Raw genomic sequence first — 21,303 nt, 5'->3', positions numbered from 1 at the left:
ACCCATGGCAAGTTGCCTTTATCGCGGACTACACGCTTTCCAAGCGGACTGATGTCTACCTGACCACGGCATATTCAAAGAATGCGGGTCTGGGACTGGATTCCCCGATGATTGGCTTTGCTAACAGCCTTTCCCTTGGCAATAGCTACACGCTAGCCAGCGGTCAAAGCAATATGCTCGGTGTCGCCGCGGGTATTCGCCACAAGTTCTAAAGACAGTCCAACGGTATGTGACAAGGGCTTACTTGCGCAGTGGTGCGGGCAGTCCTGCGGAATGCTCGCGTGCATGCGCTTCTCTCACATGCTCTTTGTGCTGCCTCCGCGGCACTATTTTTGGTGCGCCCGGCGGGGCGCACTTGCTTGAGGGGCACTGTCACGTTACCAAAGCGGTTACGCAAGATGGTGGGAGAATGCGGGAAGAAAATGGAGGCTTCTGTGACTGGAAAAATGCGAAAAGGCTAAGTAACTTTCGTAGGCGCGGCGCCGATGGAGTTCGTAGAGACGGATCTGGAAGGCGAAGCCGCTACCTCCATTGACTCGTCAACCGAAGAGATGCGTGCGGTCGCAGCTGCCGTTAACAAAATATTCGCATCTTAGAGATATTGCTCCAAGTTTCACTTCCTGGCCAAGCAGCTGGAGAATGCGAGCGGTGGTCTTCTTGTCCGGGTGGGCCTGCACGCGGAAGTTGACGAATACGGTGCCGCCTTCCTGGAAGTCGAAAGAGAGCTTGTTGACCTTGGCCTCGTTGAGCACGTTGTCGTCGCCGTGCTTCTCGTTGCGGGTGTTGATGTGGTTGATCCGAACCATTTCGGTGTCGAGCGGTGGTGGCGGTTTGGGATTTGGGCAGCGCGCGCGGACATGACCTCGTCCGGGTAGGCCTCGACGCCCTCGATGCGCATGGCGTCCTTCTGGGCCTTGGCCAGCTGGTTGAGCGCGGATTGGTTGACCTCCAGCAGGTGCTGGTGCTCGGGGTGCGCGGCCACGAAGCGGATCAGCGCCATCTTGTCGGTGCAGCGCGCTTTCCAGTTCTTGCGGGTGGACAGGCCTGACACCTTCGGCGCGGCCGATGGGATGGGCAACCGATGGGCAACCGCCCGGCCGACGTGGTGACGGTCTTCGAGGCGCAGCAAGGGCAGGGCCACGCCGATCGCGCCGGTGGCCTGGGCTACCTGACCGAGCTGGCTCACCGCACGCCCAGCGCCGCGAATATCGCCCGCTACGCCGAGATCGTCCGCGACCGCGCACTGCTGCGCGAGCTGCTGGCCGAGTTCTGCGATTCGGTCGACGCGCGCGCCCGCGGCTCCGGCGAGATGGCGATTCCCACCGGGCTCAATTCCCTGGATACGGCGCTCAACGGCGGGCTGCGCCAAGGCAATCTGGTCATCGTGGCCGGCCGCCCGTCGATGGGCAAGACCGCGCTGACGACCGACATCGGGCTGAACATGAGCGCAACGTCATCTGGGCGCGGTATGCCTACCAGCTCGAGCGCGCCGCTGGTGTGCGCGGCTTGGCCGGGTACTACCAGAGCCTGATTGGCGTGGGAAACGACATGGCCTTGCTGGCGCTGGTCTGGCGCAGGTACGCCGGGCGGGAGAGGGCGGATCAGGATTTCTCGTTCCGGCAGATCGCGGCCGAGTGCGGCGGGAGCAAGAGCACGTACGAGCGGGCGAATAAGGTACTGGTCGCCCACCTGGCCGCGTTGGAGAAGCGGGCGGACGAGACGCTGACCACCAGTTTCCGTGCCCACGGCGTGATCGAGGGCGATTCCTTACAAGCAGCTTGAGTTTCTGGGACAGTAGGCCTAATATCTGCCCACACTCGCAGCAGTTGTCCCCAGAGCCCGCCTTGAGCGGGCTTTCGCGTCTCCGGCCTACGGAAAGGAGTCGAGATGACGAAAGGAAGGGCGTACCGCCGCGCGCAAGTCGCACGGCTGAAGGTGTATCGGCGCAACTACCTCTGCGGGCTGCGCAACGAACGAGAGATCGGCCGCGCCGTGTGGACGCCGACGCTGTGCAGCTGCTGGATGTGTGGCAACCCGCGCCGGCATATGGGTGAGCGGACCGTCCAAKAGCGCCGGTTTATGCAGGCGCGTGTGGAAGAAGAATGACGCAAGCCCGCATGGTTCGCCCAGCGGGCTTTTTGGCATTCTGGGGATGGTGACCAAGAGGCGCGGGGCTGTAGCGGCAGTTCTGGAGGCGCGCTGAAAGTCGAAAGGCAAACGGACAGGCGATATCGCTAGCCGAGAGAGGTCCGGTTCGGGTTCGAATCCCGCCTTGGTCACCATCCTCAGCATAACCATAGGCCCACCCGGTGTGTCAGCTTAAGTGATTCGCTGGACGATTCGGCCCTTTTACTTTACTGCGTGAAATCCAGCGAATTACTTTACTTTGTCCCTCATAAATTATTATTTCCTTCTCGTGAGTGCACTTCAGTGATGGATATATCGCTCCCGCATCGCCAGGAACACTTTGGCCTTCCTGCTAGACGAGTGCCAAGTTTGTCCGGTATGTTCTCTCACGTTGCGGAGAGTTAGGGTTAGACCCTTTCGGAGGAGTGCTGCAATAGTCTTGCGGCACTTATCTTCTTCTTTCGCAGCGGCAATATTGGCTTCTGCGACAGAAAATGCTGCGTTGGCGAGCTTTAGGGCTGGTATCAGGTCGGGAACGGCCATTTCAAGTGTTTTGGGGTCGTGATGGAGCTTTCGTGCCAAGTCTCGCAAGCTTCGGACGCCGCCCGCTGCAATCGATTTCTGCACCTCGTTTCGGATGCGTTTAGGATTGACGGCGTCATATTTCCCTGTGCGATGTAAGCTCGGGGCATTGCAAGACCGATACTCAACTTTGCCAAGAGCCATCTGTGCAAGTGACAGTTGATTGCACAGGCAGAATCGAACAAGCCCGGGAAGCGAAGTCCGGGTACCCGCTTGCCGGAACATTCGATGAACTCCACTAACGTGGACATTGCAGGCCTCTGCGCTGCGGCGAAGCCAATGTTCTCCTAGAACCGAAGGCATCGATTCGTTGCAAAGCTGCAAGGCGTCAGCTGGCAGCTGTATCCCCGAAGTCCCAATCGCGATTAGCTCTCCAACGAGTTCGGCTACGGCTACCTCTTCGTCGGTAGCCTCTATCGAACGGGAATTGTCGCAAAGACAAAAAATACGCCCGCATATCCAACAGTTTTCGGGAAGTACCCTGCGCAGAGCCTGATAGGGGGACTTTTCCGGCGACCCGCATCTGCGCGTACGATGCCTTGTGCGATGAATTGGACAAGCAGTTACGACATCAATATGCCACAAAATTGGTATCCAAGGTTCTTCGCTATGAAGAGAAAAATCTTGCAAACATTCTCGGCAATATCGAGCGCATTTCGTGTGTAGGCGGTGTGCTGATAAAAAACCAGATGTAAAATTTAGGGTTCCAAATTGTAAATCGTTTCTGCCTGTCGCCTTATTCAGAGCAGTTGACCATGCGTCCGATGTGCATCCGATACTAACCATCGCGGATACTGCCCGCCCTGACCACGAGGTGTTTAGCATCGTTTCATTTCGGCCGCCCATTAGGGGCACCAGCACGCTCCTATTAAGAGTTCGTACGGGAACGCGGTGGGCATTTGCCAACCGAAAATCGTAGCTCACTAACGATTCCGCTTGGCTTGTCCCGAATCCTATCGGCGCAAGATTGTAAAGGGGGTGCATCTGAGAATCTCAATTGGCTAGCTTCTCTCCGATTTCCTCTATTCCATTATTTGTCGAGAAATGATTCTTGATGGCATACTTGCGCCTGAGTTCCCTCTCCCCATTTAATATCTGTTCACGCATCTCTTCCTCAAGACTTTCTGCCTTCAACGCTTTCCCGAACATATTAGGCGTCCAGATTTCGCCTTTGCTGCGAAGCTGATAGCCTAAGAAGTTCGTAAGAACAACAGATAATTGTCCGACCCCCCCCATGGACGCAGTTGCCAATTCAACGGCCGCCGCCGGAAAATCTGGGATGCGCTCGCAAGGCCAATTCGACGCGAACTTCTCTATGACGGCAGAAAATTCTCTCATTTCTGATTTTTTCTTAGGGTCATAGCGGAAAAATGGCACCACTTCGGTGCGCCGAATCTGGATTGCATATTGCGCCGCGAGTTTTTGCAATTCATAACTGCCGATAAAAATGAGCTTTACGTCTATTTGCTCGGCAAAAGACTTTACGGTGTCCATGACCGCGAGATTGTCGAAGCGGAGAAAATAGTAAGCCTCATCGAAGATGATTACTTTTACTCCTCTTCGCTTAACCATCTCAGCTATGGCTTCCCGAAGAGGGCCAAGGGTGAGTCGCTTATTATTCGAAAATCTCAGAATGTCATCACGATATACCGCCTCTCGCACACTTTCAGCCGGGACAGCAGTGCCTTGTTTCAAAATCGCACTGTACAAATTCTTCCAGGCAAAAGCATGTTCATTATTGGTTTCAACCGGAACATACATAAAGGGAATTTTTGTGCCATTATCATTTTTCCACAAATCGGTGAAAGCATCCGCTAACGCATTTTTGGCGAGGCTTGTCTTTCCTGCGCCGGTCATCCCGATTAAAAATATGAATCTGGTATCTTCTCCGCGTTGAACATACTCCAGTAGGTCTTGAAGAGCGATTGTGAGATTTTGGTGTGAAATGGTTAGATTATCGAACCATTTCTCGCGCTTTGACGCGCCCGCAGAGAGTATCCCAGCAAGCTCTGAGTGTACAAATTCTGGGTTCCGCGTAAACATGGTTTCTCCTTTTGCGTAGTTTCGTACCGTTACTGACTAAACGAGCCATTTCACTGTCCGACCAATTTTCTTCGCCTCAGGGATGCTTGCTAAAATTAATTCCGGCGTGTTCCGTAGACGTGGTGGGCTGGAATATGGCCGTTAGGATTAATCGAAGGCTAATACCGTCTCGCCGGCAATGAAAGTAATCTGAGACAGCATATTTTGTCGAGATGCGTCGTCTGGCATGGTGGCTCCTTATACATAACCGCGAAATGCGCGGAGTGTGGATTCATCGAACAGGGGAGGGGGTACACTAAGGTCCCGTTCCTCGCCCGCCATTTCGGGGGCCTCAACATCCGAAGCGAATGTCTCCTCTTTAGGTTCCGTTTCAGCGTCCGCTTTCGGCCCCCATCGCAATTCGCCGAAAGGCGAATTGATGTTGTCTGCAGTGGTCTGCTCTAGGAACTTTGCGGCCTTAGAGTTCGCGATGGACATTCCGAGCTTCTTAGCCAAGTAGCCCATCTCGGCTTGTTTGATTGTCATGCGCTCATCAAACGGGCCGGGTATAAATAGCTTCGCCTTGTCAGCGAGAACTTTCCTGGAACCGATAGCTTTCTTGGAAAGCTGATTTTTTGCTCGGGCGGACTCTCTGTACGCTTGTTGGACTTGGCGATTGGTCCTGCCGCGATATGGCTCAAGGTTGCGAATGATGGCGCATTGCCACCCGTCCAGGCACACATATATTACGTTCGCGTCCCATGGTTCTACACGAACTTCCAGATGCCTTCCCTTTTCGAGCTCCCTAAATTTCTCGTGCCAGTAGAATTGCCCGTAAATGAATATTCCCCGTCGGTTGTCCACCGACTGGAACCACTTTTTCGCATGCGGACACGTAAGTAACATTAGGTTTTCATCAAAGCGTACGAGAGTATGTTCGCGCCGGCCGCTCTGCTCGTATAGCCGCTCCTCCTTCTCCTTCGGGCTCATCCCGAGGGCGGGATGGACACGGTCGGCATACTTTAGAAAGTACTCATCTAACATTGCGTACAGCGCCGGCAGCGTCCAGACGCGACGGTCGAATGGGTAGACTGCCCGGGACACCATTCTAGGGTCGAGCATATTGGTGGTATTGCCCCGAAGCTGTTGAATCACCTCCTCTTGGGTGGCGCCTAGCGCGCGTTCAACGACCGCCCCACCACGAGGTTGACTAGGCGGCCGATAGCGGAGCTCGATACCGTAGAGATAGCAAAACCATATAAGCTCGCTAGAATGGAATTCTTTGCCGTTGTCTACGACGATAACTGTTGGAAGGCGTTTGTGCCGGCGCACGTAGTCCCGCAGCACCATAAGAACGGAAGCGGCGCTTGGTGGGTTATACGAAAGCCAAAATGCCACCCGGTTGCGAGTCGCGCCGTCCACGGCAAGCGTTATGTTTGGCTTGCCTAGGTCCACTCCTTCAAGGTCCGTTGTGGCAAGCGGTATGGTGGTGTGGTCGATGTAGCAGACTTCGTGGGGCCTTGTACCATGGACCGGGAAGGGTTGGGTGAAAAACAAATCAAGAGGGTTTTTTTGATACGCCGCTTTCTCCCCCTCCCGGAGGAGAATATCTTCTACATGCTTACAATTTTTACAGAAGGTTTGATACGACCTGGTCGAAAGAATGTCGGCTGTTGTTTTTATGTAATGTTCTATTAGTCCCATGTAAATTGCATAAGCCCCTCGTTTTGTCATGCGCTCCGGGGAGTTGTAGCATTTCATCGCTTCGATAAAGAATTTATTTTCTACTTCATTCGTAAGATGAGAGCTGTGGTTTCCTCGGTTTGGGATATGGTCCATCAAGGCTATTAACCGGTCGAGCTGGTTTGTCATGCCCCGAACTTTGAGGGCAAAGCTTTGAAGCGAGCTTCTGGAAAATGCCTTTCGGTCCCAACTCTCGAGAGCTTTAAGCCGATTTTCGGCTCGCGCCCATTGAGCTGAGCTAAAATCATGTAGCATCTTTTTTGCGTCAGGCGGGAGTCCTGGAGCATCTGTGGAAATCTGATTAAGGTCGTTTAGGGCTGAAACGGACTTCAAATCCAGCGCCGAAATGTATCCGTCTTTATCTCGCACATGCAGTTGACGTTCTCCGCACATCAAAACTGTGAGTTCAACGTTGTCGTATCGAATGACAGTTCCGGGCCGAAGGCGCATTACACCTGGCAAGGGCAGGACCGGTTGAAGCTCCTTCTGACGAGCTGCTCGTACGGCAGCTGACGTAGCGGCGTCACGGCAAATGATTAAATCAGACGGGACGTCGAGCCGCTCTACGTGGAGGTTTACATCAACATACCCCCCCGCAATGGCAGAAATCACCTGGTCCGCCGTAAATCGGTGTTCGTCTAGGAGCTCCGTGTAGGAGACATATTTCCGCTCCTGCAGGAGGTCGGTAATTTGCAGCAGCGTTTCGCCGGGAATCTCCGGAGCATCTTCTCTCAGATAGTCCTTGAGAAACCGTGCATTATTCAGGAGTTGAATATTCATGGACGAATTTTGTATTATTTTGTATGGCACCCCCATTCGCGCAAATACCCGCTCGGCGGGAAGAAAGTGAAACGTCCCGAAATCGTCCCTGAAATATGAGTCGGGGTGGCTTAGTGTTTGGGCATACAGCCGGCCATCGTCCCTCACCTCGTCGACGTAAACAGACATTTTTGTTACGACAAGAAAGTCCGGATGATAAGGTCCGGTCCCATGGCGCTTGCCATTTTTATCGAGGTAGTCAACCTGGATTTCTTTAGGCTGCGCGAAGTAAGCGATAACGCTTTCGTCGTTTTCGTACTCCATCGCTTTTGCCAATTCGCCAGCCATGCTCTCCACTAGAATATGATGTCCCATCTTCTTACTTGGGTATCGAGACATCACGTTTCCATAGTGATTCTTCACGGTACGTGAAGGTCCGTTGTTGATAACGTGGTGAACATATCGCCGTCCTTCTTCAGGTATATTCATCTGGCAAAGGATATTCTCCACGTGTTCACTCAGGTTTGCTTGCTTCATTCCAATGCTCCTTTTGGTGTTGGTGATTAGCACTTCTGATGCACAAAAAATGATGGCAATAACTCACCTTCTTCAAGAAAGATGACTCTTTAAGTTCACAGGCAAAAGCGGGGCATCTCAAGATAATCTCCTTCTTGAGTTGCGAAAAATAGCTCCCCGTCGAGAAATTCGATTTCCTCGAAAGGTGGTGCCGGCTGGGGCTTGCTGCGGGGCGACGTTCTTACCGACCCGTCCTAAGCGGCAGAGGGCTAGTTGGATGCGTGGTAGGGTTTTCTATGCTCCATGATTACAGCCTCCATGGTTCAGTCGAGTTTATGCCTGCCGTGAAATTGTGCAAGCAGATTTTTGAGAAACTATCTGGTGATGTGGAGGGTTTTCCCTGTGCTCTCACATAGAATGTGTATTCGGCCAATAGGCATTAACTTGATATATTGAAAGTTAACTACTTAATAATCGCACAATACTATCTACGCGGTTTCTACGTGCCACCTCCTGCGAAAGGCGACTTTCGCCGTCGCTGCCGAGATGCCATGTTTCGGGTCGACCACGAGGATGCGCTTCGCTCCTTGCGGTTGAGGTGCCGGGAGCATGCGCATCCAATCGGTCGGATGAGCAATCTGAAGGAACAGAGTCCTGGCGCTCTCAATCGACGCTGGCCTGCTGTCAAGGGAGCCAGCGAACCACCGCGCCGATGGTCCAAGACACTGCAGGAGGGTGCGCTGCTTAAGCTTGGCTCCCCACTCGCATTCGTTGATGAGGACTACGTCGTCGTAGTCCTCAAGAACTTCGGCCAGATGCGGAGACCATCGGAAGAATCCAGCGTCCAGGATGCTGTTTGCCGTTGTGCCTCGATGCTGAGCGGGCACGCCTTTACACGACGGGTGGAGGACTCCGTCGCACACAAAGAACAGAATCCTCATCGCAGCTGCTCCTCGCTGTACCGAAGACTCCCCCTTTCGTCGCTGGGACCGGAGATTGTGTTCGTGTTGCGAAGCAGAGTACGTAGCGCTTGAATAGCGTTTTCCAGGTCCTTCTGGCCTTCGACGATGACGCTGGATTCACAAAGAATTGGTAGAACCTGTCCCCAATCTGTATCGAGCAGAACCGGGTGGGATGGGCGACGTCGCTGGAGGTCGACGCGCAGCCATTCACGCCTGGCGGTCACGACTGGGTGGTGGTATCGATGGAATCTGTTGCCAGGGAGGGTCGCCCCAATGACGCTTGCACGTGTCGTCGCTGGCAGGCAGGAGAGGGCCTCCCTGTATCCTGCCTCAAAGACATACCAACTATGCAAGACGATTGCGGTTGAAGGGGATGCTAGGAGAAGCTCTTCGAACAGTGCTACGTTGCTCGCCAGGATGCTAGGAGATTCTGGGCTTCGCTTGGCGGTAGCGTGCTGAGGGTGCAGGATTCCCTCGGGATTGAGATAGAGAGTGGTCACGACGAGCCTCGCTCAAGGAGGCGCACAGTCTCGCATCGGGGTCCGCGTGTCTGCGGACCAGATACAATGCATGTGCTGCACTGTTCTTGAGATGCCTGGCTCTGCCGGAGGAGGGCTCTAGTTCTGCTTGGACGAGCAGGCTTTTCCCTGTTTATTGCTATACGGTTAACAGGGCAACAACATCAGCGAGGGCCGCTTGAGTCATGTTGATACAGCGTGGACGCGACTAGCGTCACGTACCGCCCGCGGCTTGCTGGTGCGGAAAGGGGTTTCGTACGAGCAACTGGTCGAATGCCTGGCGGCCGTCGACCTGGTGGAGTCCGTCCGTGCCGTCGAGGGTAAGGTCCAGCGCGGCTCATTTCGTTGCTGCTTCTTTTTCCAGCTCCTGCTTGCAGTAGAGGCGGACCTCCCGGATGGATTGACACTGTCGAAGCGCCAAGAATCATGGGAGGAGGCGTGTACCAGGACTTTCCTTCGCGAGCTGGACTCCCACGGCTTGACATACGCCGTCCTGACCAAACGGTTGCAGAAGCTGGGCTTAGAGGTGAGCACGACGCAACTCGAGCAGCAAGTCTCATCGGGCAGTTTTCCATTCACGCTCCTCCTCCAACTTTCCGCCGTAGCGCCTGTCACTTTGCTTCAGCGGTTCGTCGACCAGACCGACATCGAAAAGGCTGCGCAGCTGCACGTTCATGGTGGCTAAAGTCTTGGTATGTGTAAAACCATACCGAAAGACTAGGACAAAAAACGTAGAATGCAAGGAAGCGCTAGGTCTTTTCGATGGTGTCCCTACGGGTAGGGACACCTTGCCGTCATTGGTGTGATGCAGAGGAGGGCGGCCCAACCTTGAAACTGCTGCCGCACGGACTACACTCGATTTACACACGCGCTGTCGCCTACAAGCAGAACTACTTCCTGGCAGCGCTCAATTCCCCTATCCGCGGTTGCTAGCTGCCAGACGCTGATGCGTTCGAACTTCCAAACGGTTGTTTGTCTCGGCACACTGTCGACTTAGGCATCATCAAAGCTATCCGGCGCCGCGGTTCTCCCGTTGGGGGGCGCCATGCCTTTTTGGTCGGTTGCATCAGTGAACGAGGAGCCGGAGATTGGGCTTCGCCGTTGGCGTGTCATTGCGACTGAACGAGGTGAGCACCATTTCGTTGGCCAATCCATCGCAAGCGGCTCAGGTCGCGTGAGCTCTGCAATCACGTCTTTCGACATACAGACCCGGACCGGACAGACTCAGAGTGGACGTCGCTACACCCTAATTGGGCAGCCCGGATACGACCCGGATGGCATGCATACCTGGGCTATCTGGGCTCTCGCGAACAACGTTACGCAACAGACAAACGTGAGCTCGCAGTATCTCGCACCTGAGGATGCGGATGATGGCACGCCCACGACATAGCAGCGGGTGGGTGGGTTCGCTTGAGTGGAGTTCTCGGTTGAGCATCAAAGGAGATTCAACATGGCGAAAGTCTTCGCCCTCCTGGCTGCCAAGACAGACGAAATTCGCGTCACACATTGGCGCCTATTACAGACTTACCATCCGCGTTGGCACGTCTTCGGGCGATTCGGAGCTGGTGGCGGATTCTGGATAACTCCACCCCTCGTCTTTCAGGATGTCCGGAGGCTGGTGGCCGAAGCAGCGAATGGCAAGCGATACCGATTGATTGGCGAGCCAGGAATGGCCTCAATGGCTGCCTCTTTCGTGGAGTGTTGCGCGACCTTCGACGCGCGGCTCGCATGCACGGTCGACGTAACCGCGGATTTTCTGGACCTGCGCCGAAGGATGGTAGGCGAGGGCAGCGACGGCTCTCAGGGAGAAGGGGGAAGGTGAGAGAGGATACGGCACACCCTGCCAGCGCTTTCTCAGGAAATGCATCTCTCGCATACTAGAGTTGTGACAGGCCTCGCACACGGGGTCTGTCTACCCGGGTGGCTAAGCTGAGTGGCATGTGCGCATCGCTTGAAGACCTAGCGTGGCTTGCCGTGCGCCCTGACGGGCACAAAGACTTAGCGGCAGACATTCTGCTAGGTCTCTATGAGGGACTTCACCGCCGATGGAATCGACCGTCTTAAGCGCGAAGCCAGTAATCCGCCTCCTCGCTCAGGCACATCGAAGCTCTATATATGGCTCTACAACGATTCGCACGTTCCAAGGACAAGGTTTGGCCGAACTCGGCCAAATTGCATCCAATCGCTGAGGCTCTCGCGCGCTGGCATCCTGGATTGGTCCTTGGCTGCCAGTGTGGTCTTTCCTGTGAGAGGCCTTCTCGCGGACCGAGTTTCTCCCTCTCTCGCAGGATAGTCAGGGCATTCCGCACGCGGGACAATGAAGTAGCGGCGTTGTCAGCCGCACGATAAATCAAAGAAGAAAGGGGGAGGGATGGACGTTATATCTGCTCGTGCGCCAGTTTTGGGGCGCGCTGGTCGCAAGGCGGTGTTCCGTGTGGGTGTTGGATTTGTCTTTGCGCTAATAGCCGGCTCGGCAAATGCCCACGGCGGAGGGTTGGACGCCAACGGTTGCCACCACAACCGCAAGACCGGGGAGTACCACTGCCATCGGGGGCCCGGCTCGGCCGGATTGACTTCTACTGCAAATGCGACGGCGCCATCTGGCAGACCGGCATCTGCATCAGCGTTTGTGTCAAATCGTGGCGTGGCGGCGGAGCCCACTTGCTATACGGGGCCGCGCGGTGGCACCTACACAATTACAGCGAGCGGCCGCAAAAACTACGGCGGCTGTTGAGCCTAGCGGGTCTGAGCGACCAAGGCTCGCTAGGGCGTATCCGCTTATCCTATGATGACTTCTTGTCACTACCTCTTTTGGTCGTAGAGCAAAAGAGGTAGTATTTAAAAAATTTGCCAAATCTATCGGCTTGGATATCGAGGGTAGGCATGGGGGGCAGGGACTATGTGGCATGACGTAGAGGCTGAAGTTGACCTCTTGAACTTCGACCTTGTCGCGAGCGTAGCAACACAGCTTATCCGCGATTCTGGCGGTCATCCGCTGACGATTGGGATATCCGGCGGTTGGGGCGTGGGCAAGTCCTCGCTGGTGAAGATGGTCGGCAAAAAGCTGCAAAGTAGCAACGCTGACCAAGGCAAGTACGTCTTCCTTGAGTTCAACGCCTGGCTCTACCAAGGTTTTGACGACGCAAGACAGGCTCTTCTCCAAGCGGTCTCTGATAAGCTGCTGGAGCTTGCAGAAAACGACAAGAACCTATTGGGAAAGGCTTGGGACTTTGCCAAGCGCGTACGGTGGCTCAAGCTTGGGCGCATCGCAGTGCCTACTGTGATTGGCATGACCATGGGAACTGCCGCCGGGCCATTGGGCACTATCCTCGGCGCGGTCGGCGGCCTTGTAAAGGGCGCCAGCCATGCCTTCTCAGCGGACAAGCTGAGCGAAGTTAAGAATGCGTACAACGAGCTCAAACCTGAGCTGGAGGGGCTCTTGGCAGAGAAGGAAACGGAGTCTCTTCCCAAGGAAATTGAAGGGCTACGTAGGGCGTTCGCCGACCTGCTCAAAGACCTGGACGTAACTTTGGTAGTTCTCGTCGACGACTTGGACCGATGCCTTCCCAATACGGCCATTTCGACGCTTGAAGCTGTTCGACTGTTACTGCTCGTCCCTAGGACAGCCTTTGTCATCGCCGCCGACGAGGACATGATTCGGAGCGCCGTACGCGCTCACTTTGGTCAGGCGGACATTAGTGACGACTTGGTTACAAGCTACTTCGATAAGCTCATCCAGGTACCATTGCGTGTGCCCCGGTTGGGTGTGAACGAGGTTAAGTCGTACGTCATGCTTCTATTCGCGGACCTGGCTGCACGTCGCGGGGACATCTCACACGCTACATTGGCGGAGGCCCAAAGCCATATCTTGGCTGCCCTGAAAAAGTCATGGGACGGCGGCGTAACGCGAGAGGTTCTAACCACGGCATTCGGAAAGGAAGCGGACAAAGTCGGAAAGGAAATCGACGTTGCAGAGCAGCTCGCGCCGATTCTGGTCACCGCTGAGCAAATTGCGGGAAATCCCCGCCTCATCAAGCGTTTCCTAAACAACTTGATGATTCGAGAGTCGCTGGCAAGGGCGCAAGGGATGTCGGTTGGCTTGGAGGAACTGGTAAAAGTGCAGCTCTTCGAACGATGTGCATCTACTGCTGCCTTCGACCATCTGGTAAAAGCCATCTCGGCTAGCGACGAGGGCAAGCCTACCTTCCTCACCGCACTTGAGACCAGCGCGTCCAAGGGTGAGCCGTACGTGCCGCCCGTTGCAAGTTGGGGCGGCACGTTTTACGAGCAGTGGGTGAGGTTGGCTCCACCACTAGCGGATGTTCCATTGACTCCCTATCTCTATCTCAGTCGAGACCGGACGCTTGCTCTCGCTTCATATGACGAACTATCACCCGCCGCGCGCAGACAGTTCGACGCCATGCTTAAGGTGACCCAAGTGTTTCCTGGCGTGGTTGCGCAAATTAGAGACTTGGGTGAGGCAGATGCCGAGCGAATCCTTGTCCGACTCATCAGAAAGGCGCGGGCCGACCAGTGGTCCCCTGCATCCGTGACCCGCTGCTTCAATGTGACGGACGCCTTCGAGGGACTTGGAGTGAAGCTGGCGTTCGCACTGTCGGAAATTCCAAGCGCTCAGCGGCCAGCGCCAATCGGCCCCTTGTTGGCCAGGAGCGCCTGGGCGCAATCCCTTATCGCTGAATGGCTGGAAGACGATGAGACTCCAAAGCAGCTGAAGACCGTATTGCGCAAGCGAAGCGGAGGTACACAATAGTGGGAACTTCCACATCAAGCTCCGGACCTCGCAGCGGAGTAAGCCTTTCTCCGTCGTGGCTCGAGGAATTGAGTGTTGTCGCGCCGAAAGTTGGGGGCGAGGCCCCCGAACCAGAGCAAGGTGACGCGCAGCCTCAACCTGAGGAAGACGAGGTAGCCCAGCCTCGACGCTACGCTGATGCGAAGCGCGACATCGGCAAGTTCGTTCGCACCGGCGAAACGTCGTACCTGTCTCGAGGAATCGGTCACTATTCCCGCAGCGGAATGGGAGGCGCAAGGAAGCTTTCCTCACGGATGCGAGCTTCCGCGAACGCTGGTTCAGCACTGGTATCTTTCATCAAGGACATTCGAGAGGGTACCGACCCGGCCATTGCGAGCTGGGTGCAGAATCTGCTCGCGTCGAATCCGTCCTCCGATGAGGTGGCTGATGCGATTGTGCAGGCGCTGTCAGGGCCCGGTGGAAGTGTCGACGAGGAGTCGATGCGTGACTCTATGGCCCTCGCCATTTCCGAACTACTGGTGCTCCAGCCGGATGTCGAGTTGCTCAACATGAAGGATGCCGACACCTGGACTCTGCTTCAGCTGTTCCTCGGCAACGAAGTGTGCAACCGGCTTTCGTTCGACATCGGACAGTTCTTCGAGAGCGCCAAACTGGACCCTGAACTTGGTGTCCTACGAGAGATGGAGATGCGCGACTTTGTGAAGAACGAAGTCGGTGTGCAACTGGAAGCGCTTCGGGCAAACAGCCCAAATCCGACAAAGGCCCAGCTCGACGCGCTGGTAAATGAGGCACTTCGTATGACGTTCGAAGCCTACGAGGGGACGCTATGAACCGAGTGATATGTGTACCACCGGAGTTGATTCCTCAATACCTGTCGCCAGGGGTGGACTACATCTCGATGTATCGAAGTGCTGGTCGTCAGGGCGTAAGTTCAGTGGGCACGAGCATTCAACGCAAGGTCCAGCGTTCGGGAATACTTCCTGATGTGCGGACTTGGGACTTCTCGACCTTTGCGCTTGCGGTATCTGCAGCGGACCTCGCTGTCGCTCGTGCCACGAGCGCTGATGGATGGACTAGGGTAATCGACCTCACGGTTGCTCTCGTCGACCCGGAGCCGTTCAGGCAGATAGTGCGAAAGCTGCAGGTCATGCTGAGATTCCTGACCGGCGACTTCTGGCATTTGACCTTCATCGAAGGTGCAGATGCTCCGCCGTTTTCCCTGGCACCCAAGGTGTTCGAAGCGGATTGCGTCTCGTTGCTTTCAGGAGGCGTCGATAGCCTCGTCGGCGCGATTGATGCAACAAATATGGGCTGGAAGCCGCTTTTCGTCTCTCAGATTGCGAAAGGGGATGCGCGAACGCAACGGCGGTACGCACTACGACTTGGTGCCCGCGAACGGTATCTGCAATGGAATCACAATATCAAACTCGTCCACCCTACAGAGCGCTCCACGCGCGGTAGGTCCATCGTCTTTTTCGCGTTTGCTGCTATCGCAGCGTCCGCAATAAGCGGTGTGGACCGGGTGAATGTGTTCGTTCCTGAAAATGGGTTCATTAGTCTGAACATTCCGCTGAATCCTGGTCGAGCCGGGAGCCTTAGCACAAAGACAACCCATCCCGTATTTATGGAAAGGTTGCAAGAGGTCTGGACGGAGCTCGGTCTTAGAGGGCGACTAATGCGACCATACTCGTTCAAGACGAAGGGCGAAATCATTTGCGAATGCCGTGATGTGGACCTGCTCATGGAGTTGGTCGGTGATTCGACCAGTTGCGGTCGCTACGGCTACTACAAGTACACTCATTGCGGCCGATGTGTCCCGTGCTTGGTTAGAAGGTCATCCTTCCTTCGGGCGGGAGTGGAGGACCCCACCGAACGCTACCACTTTCCCACCCTCCGACTTGCGGGCCGCGAAAATGGCGCGAATGACATTGGGGCGGTTGCCGCCGCCGTGCTTCGATACCGGGAGCACGGCGTTCGGCGGCTCACGTCTGGCCAGTTGGCCTTTGCTAATAGCGCGGACCGGGCTGAGTACGAGGGGGTAGTGGCTCGAGGGATTGAGGAACTGGGCCAACTTCTTGAACATGCGGAAGTCTTCTAGCCGGTTGCCTCCCACCTTCCCGCATTAGCGCCGCTGGTCGCGTTCCGCCGCCCGCGAGCACTGTGACCAGTCCTTGGCGTCGCTCGACCACGCCCGCTTTTTTCGCGGAGCTTGAGGCATGTGCTTAGCAAGGACATGCTTAGCCGTGCACTGAATTACGCCGACGAATTAGACTCGCGTTGCATCAACTACTTCGTCAAGGGCCATCATTTTGGCCATCCCGATAGCCTGTACTTTCTTGGCTGTACTTTTTTGCGCATGCGCACGGCGGTCACTGCTTGGGTGAGGTCGATTTCGGGCTCTGCTTCGTGCAAAGACCGGAGGCCGGACCTGGGTTCGCGTTCCTCGATTAAGCCTAAGGGCTTCTCAAGGACACTGTCCGGCAATGTCGTGATGACGTCATATTCGGAAAGGGACTGGGCCCACTCATCACGCTTCTTGATAAGCATCCAGTGGTCTTGCTTGTCTTCGCGCTTGGAGATGCGCACCAGCTCCCATGCGCCGGCGAGTTTTTCCCCGTGCAGCCGGAAAACTAGCTTTCCGGCCTCCATCCCCTCGCGCGGGTCGTCGACAGGTTCCCAGGTGCCGTGGTCCCACACAATGACTGTTCCGGCACCGTACTGCTTTGGGGGAATATTGCCTTGGAAACTCGCATACTCAATTGGATGGTCTTCGACATGGATGGCCATCCGTYTCTCCTGAGGGTCGTAACACGGCCCCTTAGGGACGGCCCAGCTCAGTAGAAGGCCATCGAGCTCGAGTCGAAAGTCGTAGTGCAGCTGCGCGGACCAGTGCTTTTGCACAACGAACGACAAGTGTTGGCCTGCGGCTGAAGGACCGCTGCTCTGCAGTGCAGGCTCAGACGTGACATTGAAGTCACGTTTCTTCCGGTACTTGGACAGCGGCAGGGGCGTCCGTTCAGAGTTGGCGGCCATGGCCTAGTCTACGGCGAGTTCAGTCGCCAAGCCAAGCCAAGACAGCCCATCGCATGGCTCCGCTATGAACCGGTACGGTCTACCTTTGAGCACCAATTTGGTCAGCTTCATTTAAGCTCGCGATTCGCGCTCGATGCACACGCGAGCAGCAATGGACTTATGATGGTGAGGCGCTGGCTCGAAGGGGTGTTGTGGTGGTTACGCTCGAGACAAGTCGATGACAACGCCCTTGATATGTGGCCACTCCTCCGACGGTATCCGGTCACTCATCAATGTCGCAAAATGTTGGGCGTCCCGAGGCTTCACGCGCTCAGGCGTTGCTCTAGGAGAGTGTCCAAACCATAAGACGATGTAGATGCCCATTCCGCCTGCATCCGGATGGACCGAGTAGTAGCGCCCCAGCTGTTCTCGCCACGCTGTCCAGACCGTCTCATGATTCTCCTTCTTGATTTCGACTGGGACCATGATGCGTGAACTCTTGGCGAACAGTACCCCTTGCATGTCAGCGCGCCGCTCACCGGCAGCGTGCGCCTCCTTCGATGCTTCAACGTTTTGATGAGCCAAGCGTTCGCGCAGAAGGGTTAAGAGCATGTCGCGGCATTCGTTCTCCGACTTTGGCTTCTCATCGCCATTGTGGTCTTTCGTCCAGAACAGCCGCAGTAGGTTCGTATCGTCGTGACGGATGTGCTCTGCACAAATGGTCAACTGGTCGACCATTAGCGCTGCCAAATCTTGCGGGTTTGCGGGTGCACGATTGGCCAGGGTATTCGCGGCTGCGAGCGCGTCTGTCGGCTTGAAAAAAGCCATTCGAGCAAAGCGCTGCTGGGCGTAGTAGCAACCATCCAGATGGACACGCCAACTTTCTAACGACGGTAGTGCCTTTAGGCGCCGGAGCTCTGTTCCCGCCTGCGGAGAAGCGTCTTCGGCGAGCCATTTCGTCAGTCGATGGACTGATATCTCCTCTTTCGTGCTCGTGGGTGTGGATTCGGTCTATTTCGAAATGATTCACCGCTGCGCTGGGAGCGAGAATCTCCACCAGTCTCGCAAGTACCCTAGGAGTGAAGCGCCGACTTTCGTCGGCTGTACCGTACTGTTGGATGATGGCGTCAGTGAGCGCGGCCACATCTACGGATGAACTCAAAAAGAGCTCATCTAGCTGAGGACCGAACACGTCAGGAAATGCTCGGAGGCCGGCTACAAGGTAAGCGAGCCGTTGGCGCTCGTCGATTCCATCATTGCCCACATTCGCAGATGCCACGCCTAACAAGGTCTTCGTGTCATGGATTCCCGCCGCAGGGAGGAGAACCGTGTTCAAAAAGCGAACTTGCCCAGGCGACGCATGGTCTGGAAGTAGCGAGAAGAGTTCTGGCAACAGAACTCGCGCCAGATTGACTGGGCCTGTAGGCTCGCGTAGGTCACGTAACGCGGAAAGTTGTGGACCCTCCACATCGCCAAGCCGGGCCGCAGCATGGCGAAGAACGAGCGGAGCGACAAGCTCTGGCAGCGCGTTAGCGACGGCTAGGTACCACGTCGGTGATTTTTCTGTTGACGCTACGAGCACGAATGCTACTAGCGTTCGAATCAGACCATGGTCCCAGCGTTGCCAGGCATTAGGGTCGGACTGGCTCTCAAGCTCTGCAGCTAGCAAGCAAGGCTTCTGCAAATAGAAGTGTCTCTTCTCGTCGATGTCAAGCGAGGAAATTTCGTCCGCGGTTGGCAAGTCATATCTGGTAAGAATTCTTCGGATTCCACCGATGGCGCGCTGCGCGCTGGTCTCATCGATTACTAGATAGTCCTGGAGGCGTTCAACGGGACTCTTTCCGTTGATGTTGCTGAAACGATTCTGGTATGCCAAAACCAACTGGTGGGAGAGAGAGGGCGGTGCCTTGCCGGCATAGACATCTTCCAGGTGAGGGGCAAGCGACCGCTGACGTTCCTCTCGTTGTTCAAGGCGTTTTTGGGTCGCCTCCAACTTTCTCGCGAACTCAGTCTTGTAATGGGTATCGAGCGCCCATGAGCACGCGTCAGATTGCCACTGTTGAGCATTGGGCCACCGTGCTGAATTTGCCGATACCCATTCCGCGATGTCATCAATGGTGATATCGAACGGCGTAGGTGGCGAGATTGCGTACATGGCAGCTTGTCTAAAGCAGTACTGTGCCAGTTCAGCGCTCGGTGTGATGCTCGCCAATGAGAGCATCCATTTGTACCAATCCTTCGGTAAGTCGACCCTCCCCAACCGATGCTCAGGTATCCAAAAACTCAGCTTCCCTTGTTCATCCGGATGAACCTGCGAGTAGCCGAAAGCCAAAATGGCTTTGATGAGTGATGGCCTTGCTGAAAGCCACGCCCGAATGTCGTCTACGCTACCTCCGTGGCCGCGATGAAATCCGTACTCATCGACAGTTACTCTGAGCCAAGAATAAATCTGCTCCGGTGTAGAGTCATCGCCGCACTCGAGCAGTGCGCGCGCGAGGAGTTGCGCAGCGATTTCTCTCATGTCCTCTAGGTCATCATCTCGCTGACCATCTGCTGCCGCCTCTAAGTTCTTAATTGATGACGCGAAGTGCTCCGCTAGCGCGGGCAAGGCGGACCCGGGCGTTGCGTTAAGGAACTTACTCTTCCAGAAGTACTTAAAGTCGCCGAAGAGGGAGTCCAACTTGGGCTTTCGAAGATATGCCACCACTTGGTTGGGGGGCAACAGCGTCGGATACAGGTGAGTTAGCAACGCTCCAATGAGCTCATCTTCGTCGTCTTCTACTTGACCGCTGTCGATTTCGCGCAGAAGGTGTTTTGCGGCATTTCCTTCGGAGTCGTCATTGACAAGCAACGCATCCAACGCCGCCTTCCGGATTCGAGGCCAGTACGTCGTGTCCCGAACAATGTCCATTAGTGCAGGTGTTAGTGCGGACATGGGGCTTCCATACTGAATGGCATCCAGAATGCAATCGAGCACGGCCTGATGTGCAGGGTCACGTGAAGCATCACCCAACCGGTCCGCAAATACTTGGACCATATCTGAAGTACCGAGAGCGCCAAAAGGCTGAGCAGACCAATTTTCGTTCCTGAACCAGCGGTATTGCGCCGCTTCTCGATGAAGCGCGTCCAGGAGCGCTACCTTCTCGCTTGCAGAGAACGGCCGGACATCCCCGTAGAGGACGAGTCCAAGTGGGTCACGCTCGATGAGGAGCAGGCGCTCAGTCTTGCAGTGAAGGCAGAGCCAGGCGTAAAGACCCCGCATAGCATCGACAACCCTCCCATCGTTCCCGCAAATAAGCGCCAGTACGCGTGAAATCGGCAGGCCCTCACGTTGTACAAGTCGAGCAATGGCCTTCGCTCCCAAGTACTCTGCCACCGTTCGATGGCGCGGAACTCGATTGAACCCTGCAGCTCCGAAGAGCGGAGTAGACAGGGTGGCGTGGATTTCGTCAATGTTCAGCCCTAAGGCTGCGGCAACTGTTGGAACGGAGACCGATGATTCCCCCGGCAATGCTTCGTCGATGGCAATGCTCGACGCGCTGGAAATGACGAGCAATGCGGAAAGTAGACCCGCTTGATGTAAAGTTCCCTCCAAGGAGAAATTCTTGCCCCTCTGGCCGCGTTGATGCACTAGATTGTGCTCTAGAGCTAGTTGTCGGCAGGCGAGTTCGTACGTTTCCTCTTTGCTTGCTGGCCATCTGTCACTTCCAACGGCTCTGACAACTAGGTCAAGTAGCAGAGGGTTGCCAAAGAGGGGTGCAACTCCAAGTTGCTCCGACTTGGCAAGAAATTCATCCGCTTCCGGCAGGCGAGAGGGCACCCAGGATTCGACCAGCTGTCGGACTTTAGCATCGGATAGAGGTTCTAAATATAGCTCTACGACCTCGTTGTTTGGGGACACAAATTTTAGCTCTGAAGCACCCTCAGAGAACCACTCAGCCTCTCGGCACGAAAGCCGAAACCGAGGGCGACCAAGCTCGACCAGCTTCTTCCGTATGGCGTCGAATGCTGCCAAGAAACTTCCCGAGGACACTTGACCCTCGTCCAATGCGTCGATAAACAGGGTCCCTCCAGCCCATCCATCGGGAGGCCCAACAGCAATCAAATTCCTGGCTGTTACGAAATGGCAGTCATCTGCGCCTTCCGCTTCGCGTAGAAACGCCGTCGATTTGCCGGAGCCCGGCTCACCAAGAAGCACGTAGGCGTCTACATCCGCCCAGTCTGCCAATAGTCTGGTGTCTCGCGCGCCATTCGCCAGAGTCTTGGTCCCGCGCCGGGGTAGGTAGCTCAA

Annotated in this window: 16 protein-coding genes and 2 pseudogenes; 10 read left to right on the top strand and 8 right to left on the bottom strand. The window is 55.6% G+C overall.

Annotation, left to right across the window (positions count from 1 at the left end; genetic code table 11):
• Positions 1-212: pseudogene (locus AC1DT6_RS24050) on the top strand (porin); the annotation flags it as partial.
• 327 nt (positions 213-539) lie between these two features.
• On the opposite strand, the gene AC1DT6_RS24045 reads toward AC1DT6_RS24050, so the two are convergent.
• A complete protein-coding gene (locus AC1DT6_RS24045; protein ID WP_441634478.1) occupies positions 540-806 on the bottom strand; it encodes a hypothetical protein in 267 nt (88 codons plus the stop codon).
• A gap of 275 nt (positions 807-1,081) precedes the next feature.
• On the opposite strand from AC1DT6_RS24045, the gene AC1DT6_RS24040 reads away from it, so the two are divergent.
• The 3 genes from AC1DT6_RS24040 (at position 1,082) to AC1DT6_RS24030 (ending at position 2,106) form a co-directional block, all read left to right on the top strand.
• Positions 1,082-1,531, top strand: a complete 450-nt coding sequence (locus tag AC1DT6_RS24040; protein ID WP_441634474.1) for a DnaB-like helicase C-terminal domain-containing protein — start codon at positions 1,082-1,084, stop codon at positions 1,529-1,531.
• Positions 1,532-1,548: 17 nt separating this feature from the next.
• Complete coding sequence (locus AC1DT6_RS24035) at positions 1,549-1,782, top strand: hypothetical protein (protein ID WP_441634472.1); 234 nt, start codon at positions 1,549-1,551, stop codon at positions 1,780-1,782.
• A 105-nt stretch (positions 1,783-1,887) separates the two neighbouring features.
• A complete protein-coding gene (locus AC1DT6_RS24030; protein WP_477114954.1) occupies positions 1,888-2,106 on the top strand; it encodes a hypothetical protein in 219 nt (72 codons plus the stop codon).
• A 321-nt stretch (positions 2,107-2,427) separates the two neighbouring features.
• On the opposite strand, the gene AC1DT6_RS24025 is transcribed toward AC1DT6_RS24030, so the two are convergent.
• The 4 genes and pseudogenes from AC1DT6_RS24025 to AC1DT6_RS24010 form a co-directional block, all read right to left on the bottom strand.
• Entirely contained in the window at positions 2,428-2,934 is a 507-nt protein-coding gene (locus AC1DT6_RS24025; RefSeq protein ID WP_441634482.1) for a hypothetical protein, read from the bottom strand.
• A 324-nt stretch (positions 2,935-3,258) separates the two neighbouring features.
• Positions 3,259-3,693 (bottom strand): annotated as a pseudogene (locus tag AC1DT6_RS24020) (TniQ family protein); the annotation flags it as partial.
• A 9-nt stretch (positions 3,694-3,702) separates the two neighbouring features.
• The gene (locus AC1DT6_RS24015; RefSeq protein WP_441634468.1) at positions 3,703-4,752 is read right to left on the bottom strand and encodes an ATP-binding protein; all 1,050 of its coding nucleotides are present in this window, start codon (positions 4,750-4,752) and stop codon (positions 3,703-3,705) included.
• Between the two features lie 237 nt (positions 4,753-4,989).
• Complete coding sequence (locus AC1DT6_RS24010; protein WP_477111405.1) at positions 4,990-7,770, bottom strand: integrase catalytic domain-containing protein; 2,781 nt, start codon at positions 7,768-7,770, stop codon at positions 4,990-4,992.
• Positions 7,771-9,407: 1,637 nt separating this feature from the next.
• Between AC1DT6_RS24010 and AC1DT6_RS24005 the strand changes: the two genes are divergently transcribed.
• The 6 genes from AC1DT6_RS24005 (at position 9,408) to qatC (ending at position 16,098) form a co-directional block, all read left to right on the top strand.
• Positions 9,408-9,914 carry a DUF6471 domain-containing protein gene (locus tag AC1DT6_RS24005; RefSeq protein ID WP_441634464.1) on the top strand — a complete coding sequence of 169 codons (507 nt, stop codon included), beginning with the start codon at positions 9,408-9,410 and terminating at the stop codon, positions 9,912-9,914.
• A 765-nt stretch (positions 9,915-10,679) separates the two neighbouring features.
• Positions 10,680-11,051 carry a hypothetical protein gene (locus tag AC1DT6_RS24000; protein ID WP_441634462.1) on the top strand — a complete coding sequence of 124 codons (372 nt, stop codon included), beginning with the start codon at positions 10,680-10,682 and terminating at the stop codon, positions 11,049-11,051.
• A gap of 549 nt (positions 11,052-11,600) precedes the next feature.
• Positions 11,601-11,963 carry a YHYH domain-containing protein gene (locus tag AC1DT6_RS23995; protein ID WP_441634460.1) on the top strand — a complete coding sequence of 121 codons (363 nt, stop codon included), beginning with the start codon at positions 11,601-11,603 and terminating at the stop codon, positions 11,961-11,963.
• Between the two features lie 198 nt (positions 11,964-12,161).
• Complete coding sequence (locus AC1DT6_RS23990) at positions 12,162-14,000, top strand: KAP family P-loop NTPase fold protein (RefSeq protein ID WP_441634458.1); 1,839 nt, start codon at positions 12,162-12,164, stop codon at positions 13,998-14,000.
• A 68-nt stretch (positions 14,001-14,068) separates the two neighbouring features.
• Positions 14,069-14,830: a Qat anti-phage system associated protein QatB gene (gene qatB / locus AC1DT6_RS23985; RefSeq protein WP_441634456.1), complete on the top strand. Its 762-nt coding sequence runs from the start codon at positions 14,069-14,071 to the stop codon at positions 14,828-14,830.
• On the top strand, positions 14,827-16,098 hold the full coding sequence (qatC, locus tag AC1DT6_RS23980) for a Qat anti-phage system QueC-like protein QatC (RefSeq protein WP_441634454.1): 1,272 nt from the start codon (positions 14,827-14,829) through the stop codon (positions 16,096-16,098). Before qatB ends, qatC begins: the two co-directional genes overlap by 4 nt.
• A gap of 206 nt (positions 16,099-16,304) precedes the next feature.
• Here qatC and AC1DT6_RS23975 read toward each other — a convergent pair whose 3' ends face one another.
• The 3 genes from AC1DT6_RS23975 to AC1DT6_RS23965 form a co-directional block, all read right to left on the bottom strand.
• Positions 16,305-17,033, bottom strand: coding sequence for a DNA polymerase ligase N-terminal domain-containing protein (locus tag AC1DT6_RS23975; protein WP_477114953.1), 729 nt, complete (start codon positions 17,031-17,033; stop codon positions 16,305-16,307).
• 198 nt (positions 17,034-17,231) lie between these two features.
• The gene (locus tag AC1DT6_RS23970; RefSeq protein WP_441634452.1) at positions 17,232-17,624 is read right to left on the bottom strand and encodes a hypothetical protein; all 393 of its coding nucleotides are present in this window, start codon (positions 17,622-17,624) and stop codon (positions 17,232-17,234) included.
• A gap of 31 nt (positions 17,625-17,655) precedes the next feature.
• On the bottom strand, positions 17,656-21,210 hold the full coding sequence (locus tag AC1DT6_RS23965; RefSeq protein WP_477114952.1) for an NACHT domain-containing protein: 3,555 nt from the start codon (positions 21,208-21,210) through the stop codon (positions 17,656-17,658).
• Positions 21,211-21,303 lie beyond the last annotated feature (93 nt).

Source organism: Cupriavidus sp. 01L45, assembly GCF_056399885.1.
Note: the sequence above shows the minus strand (reverse complement) of the source record. Positions and strands in the feature narration are given on the sequence as shown.